5 protein-coding genes are annotated in these 4,234 nt (G+C 36.3%); 1 reads left to right on the top strand and 4 read right to left on the bottom strand.

From position 1 onward, the window contains the following. Window positions 1-412: glutathionylspermidine synthase family protein (locus WA010_RS10430; RefSeq protein ID WP_422557052.1), on the top strand; the 412-nt coding region annotated here is incomplete at its 5' end. Between the two features lie 44 nt (window positions 413-456). On the opposite strand, the gene WA010_RS10425 is transcribed toward WA010_RS10430, so the two are convergent. Genes WA010_RS10425 through WA010_RS10410 form a run of 4 tightly spaced genes read right to left on the bottom strand, consistent with a single transcriptional unit; the run spans window position 457 to window position 4,222 of the window. After that, the gene (locus WA010_RS10425) at window positions 457-1,152 is read right to left on the bottom strand and encodes a GDSL-type esterase/lipase family protein (RefSeq protein ID WP_422557051.1); all 696 of its coding nucleotides are present in this window, start codon (window positions 1,150-1,152) and stop codon (window positions 457-459) included. A gap of 13 nt (window positions 1,153-1,165) precedes the next feature. Beyond that, on the bottom strand, window positions 1,166-1,960 hold the full coding sequence (locus tag WA010_RS10420) for an ABC transporter permease (protein WP_422557050.1): 795 nt from the start codon (window positions 1,958-1,960) through the stop codon (window positions 1,166-1,168). Then, entirely contained in the window at window positions 1,960-3,789 is a 1,830-nt protein-coding gene (flgK, locus tag WA010_RS10415) for a flagellar hook-associated protein FlgK (RefSeq protein ID WP_422557049.1), read from the bottom strand. The genes WA010_RS10420 and flgK overlap by 1 nt, the downstream gene beginning before the upstream one ends. Window position 3,790: 1 nt before the next feature. Next, window positions 3,791-4,222 carry a hypothetical protein gene (locus tag WA010_RS10410; protein ID WP_422557048.1) on the bottom strand — a complete coding sequence of 144 codons (432 nt, stop codon included), beginning with the start codon at window positions 4,220-4,222 and terminating at the stop codon, window positions 3,791-3,793. Window positions 4,223-4,234 lie beyond the last annotated feature (12 nt).

Raw genomic sequence — 4,234 nt, 5'->3', positions numbered from 1 at the left:
GATCATGAATAACCAAAAGGCAATTATCCTCAATCCTGCCTACACACTCCTCTTCCAGTCTAAAGGGATGATGAAAATTCTCTGCGATCTATTCCCTGATTCTCCATATCTTCTTAAAACCTCTTTTACGCCGCTTAAAGGGGTACAACAGGTCGAGAAACGAATGTTCGGACGCGAAGGTGCTAATGTGAAGATTTTGGATGCCTCTGGTTCTGTGATTGAAGCCAATGAGGGACCGTATAGTAACTTTAAATCGATCTATCAAGAGTACGTCGAGTTCCCGAAAGACAGTAGCGGTAACAGCTATCAAGCAGGGGTATTTTTCGCTTACGAAGCGTGTGGATTAGGATTCCGTCGCGGTGGCAAGATCTTGAATAATATGTCAAAATTTGTCGGACATATCCTTCGATAAAAAGCCCTATTTCTTTATATTAAAATCTTTATCCGGCTATTTTGCTAGAGAGATTGTTCGATAACTTTTGCCCATTGTTTATATCCATCGCCATTTAGATGCAACCCATCTTCAGAATAGCGATCATCTAAAAAACCTTCAGGCGCAAGAACCTTATTTATATCAATATAAAGTATATTATGATGCATTGCATATTCTGCTAAAAGACGATTTAATTCTGTAACTTTCGTATTATAAAACCATGGGTTGTTCGATCCCACATAGAGTGTCGAATGAATAATTGGAGTGATATTTTTCTTTTTCAGTATAGAAAGCATCTGTCGATAACTCGTAAAAATTTCATCAGCTTCCTTACCTCTACTTATATCGTTAATACCTATCATAATTAACGTTTTTTCAATACCTGGATTGATATTATCCAGTCTATGAATAATTCCTATAGTTGTATCGCCGCTAAGACCTCGATTGATAATATCGCTACGCTGTAACAGCTCATTCCAATGTCCACTTTCAATGATTGAATCACCTAACATCATAATTTTCGCAGGTTTATGGGACAAAATATCAAATTGACTTTTTTGATTTCTGTAATTAGAAGATTGTTCATTGCTATAATTATTTTCAATAAGCATAAAAATACCGTATTTTACATATTCATATGGAAATATTTTAGCCGTGCCTATGACAATACCATAAAAAAAAGTTAGAAGAAGCAAAATACCCAATAGAATCAACTTCATGTATACCTTCCGATTAACGTATCTCTTTTTGATTCCATCGCGTCTGAAGTGCATTAGAGATATTCATTAAAGCAAATGTGACGATAAAAATCATAAAACCAGGAAAGAAACTTACCCACCATGCGATATCAATCACTTCTTTACCGCCACTAAGGATACTCCCCCAACTCATTTGTGGTGCTATAATCCCTAAGCCTAAAAATGAGAGCCCAGACTCTGCTAAAATTGCTCCACCAACCCCAAAAGTAAAACTAACTAAAATAATCGGAGCTAAAAGCGGTGTATAATATTTAAAAATAATCTTTAATGGATGGACTTTACCAATATGAAGTATTCGAATAAATGGCTTCATGGCAATCGCAAAGCTCTCAGAGCGGATAAGACGTGCAGTACCCATCCATCCTGTAATCGAAATAATCAATATAAGTACCCAAATAGATGCATTCACATAACTCACAAGTGTCAACAATAAAAATAAAGTCGGAAATGTCAAAAATAGATCAACAATAATAATAAAAAATTTATCATATCCTCCACGTAATAATGCCGCACTCACGCCATAGAATAAACCAATGAGAATAGAAATCAATGCACTTACAAATCCTATCAATAGCGAGACCTGCCCTCCTAGCATCAATCGAGCCAGTAGATCACGTCCCAATCGATCAGTACCAAACCAATGTTCCCATGACGGTGGAAGTAAAATAGCTTTAGAATTTAAATATAAAGGATCAACCGTATATAAAAAAGGACCGATAAAAGAAATAAAAATTACCCCACAAAGGGCGGTAATGCTTTTATAAGGCATTATTGTTTAATGCCTAAAAGGGTTGTCATCATCTGATCAATCGTCGTAATAATTTTAGCAGCGGCACCATATGAAGTTTGATATCGAATGAGGTTAGCCAGTTCTTCATCAATACTTACTTTACTAACTGAATCATACTCTTGTTTAACAGCATTATATTGTGCCGTAATAGATTCACTACTTATAATAGCAGAATTTGCTTTTGTCCCTACTGTCGTAACCAGTGCATCAAAATGACCGTACAACGTATCTGTACTATTCGAGAATAAAATAGATGAAAACTGAAGTTCAACCATATCTAATGCCGTTTGATTATCACCTTCTGCCGGTGATTTAAACCCGCTAATTTGGGAAGGATCAGTTTTTAAATTACTGCTCAATGCAATAGTTTTAGCATTATTGCCATCAAAAAAACGGTTGGCACCCATAACACCGGCAAAATTAGTGGGAGAAGTAGCACTATCTTCAAGAGCAAAGGTATATCCTTGAGATTCAAGTCCTGAATTTAACGTAACCTGAAATATATTTGATAAAAAAGTTGCATTAAGCATATCGTCAATATCATTGAGAGCATTATTATCGCTATTATCATCTACTGAAGCCGAAAATTGTTCAATAATTCCTCCCGTCGCACCTGACATAACAGTAGTTTCATCAATCGTAATAGAACGTCTTCCGACTTCTTGTCCATCAATATCATAAACAACAATATCAAATGTACCCGTTTGAAAGTTATTATCCGTATTCATTAACGACTGATCGGCTGAGAAACTTGTACTATTTGATATCATTTGCGATGTAGCACTTTGCGCATAAAGGTTATTAGTCGATTCGATCAGTCCTAATGCAAATGTATCAATATTGTTTACCGTCTCTTGCAAAAATCCATCTTGAAATTCACCATTATCCCCGATGATAGAACCGCGTAGCTCTAACATTGCTCCCACTTTTCCCCCAGTGATGTTGCTGGCAAACGGAATTTTTACCCCATCTTGGCGTTCATAATAGAGATCGTTGTATCCATTTTGATTCCCTGTCGCATCGACCCCTATCGGGTGAAAATTTATTCCATCAACGAGATTAAAGCCTCCTACTTGAATCGTGTAACTTCCATCCTCAATTGCAATGTTACTATCGATCACATTACGACTCTCAACTTGCCCGACTAAAACCTTTGAACCAATCATTTTAGCAAGAGTCATTTCCAGTGAATTTCGCTGATCGCGTAAATCATTAGCGTTATTTACCCCTCCTGCTTCTGCTTCGTTGATTGATTTGTTTAATCCGGCAATCTGCCCTGCGATACGGTTTACTTCATCAATATTTACTTTCAATTGATCATTTAATGAACTTTGTAAATTAACGATCTGAGCACGTGTTTCATTAATATGTTGAGAAAGCACTTGAGCTTGCTCTCCCAAAGCTATTTTAAGTGCCGTATTACTAGGATTATTGGCAAAAGATTGCCATGTATCAAAATAATTTTGAAGATCATTTTTGATTCCTACATCGCTAATTTCAGGAAAATAACTTGAAAGCTCTTCAAGATTTTTTTTCATCGTATCAGAATACTCTTTATTCTGAGAAGCAATTGTATAACGATCATGAACAAATTTATCAAATACCCGTGTAATTTCGGCAATCTGGGTTCCGTTACCCCGTTGACCTGGATCGATACTAATGGGATAGGCAGTGGAAGTGACGACACGCTGACGTGTATAACCCTCAGTTTCTGCATTAGAAAGATTATGCCCAGTCGTATCAATCCCAATTTGTGCCGCATTTAGTGCACTATAACCAATATGCAATGCATTAAAAATTGATGCCATGTTATACCCGCACTTCCAAAAATGATGCATTAGAAGAGGCTATTTTTTGATACCCTTCCATCTGTGTCGGAACTACTCGTTCAAGAAGCATGTTATAAAATGAACCGACACTTAAAACCATTTTTGCATACTGTTGATTTACTTCGCGTAGACATGAGAGATGTTCTTTAAGAGAATCAAGTTGCTGATGTTGTTCACTATTTAAAAGTTCACCTAAAGAGATACCCGGATGTTGCGTCATCAATTTAGATATTTCACGATCAATCATCGCTTTCTTATGTTCAAAACTTTTTATTTTTTCTTCTTTGATAGCAAGACGATCGAACTGAGGATTATGTTTTGCTTCTTTAATATCATCGATATCTTCCTGCGACAAAGATATGAGAGACTCAAGATCTTTGATAGCAATTTGCAATTGATACGACAACATCATAAACTCCTATAT

Source organism: Sulfuricurvum sp. (genome assembly GCF_049305995.1).
Taxonomy (GTDB): domain Bacteria; phylum Campylobacterota; class Campylobacteria; order Campylobacterales; family Sulfurimonadaceae; genus Sulfuricurvum.
Note: the sequence above shows the minus strand (reverse complement) of the source record. Positions and strands in the feature narration are given on the sequence as shown.

What these genes read in the sequence shown, in the direction of transcription:
- WA010_RS10420 (WP_422557050.1), bottom strand. Translation starts at nt 1,960, where the DNA reads ATGCCTTATAAAAGCATTACCGCCCTTTGTGGGGTAATTTTTATTTCT.
- WA010_RS10425 (WP_422557051.1), bottom strand. Translation starts at nt 1,152, where the DNA reads ATGAAGTTGATTCTATTGGGTATTTTGCTTCTTCTAACTTTTTTTTAT.
- WA010_RS10410 (WP_422557048.1), bottom strand. Translation starts at nt 4,222, where the DNA reads ATGATGTTGTCGTATCAATTGCAAATTGCTATCAAAGATCTTGAGTCT.
- flgK (WP_422557049.1), bottom strand. Translation starts at nt 3,789, where the DNA reads ATGGCATCAATTTTTAATGCATTGCATATTGGTTATAGTGCACTAAAT.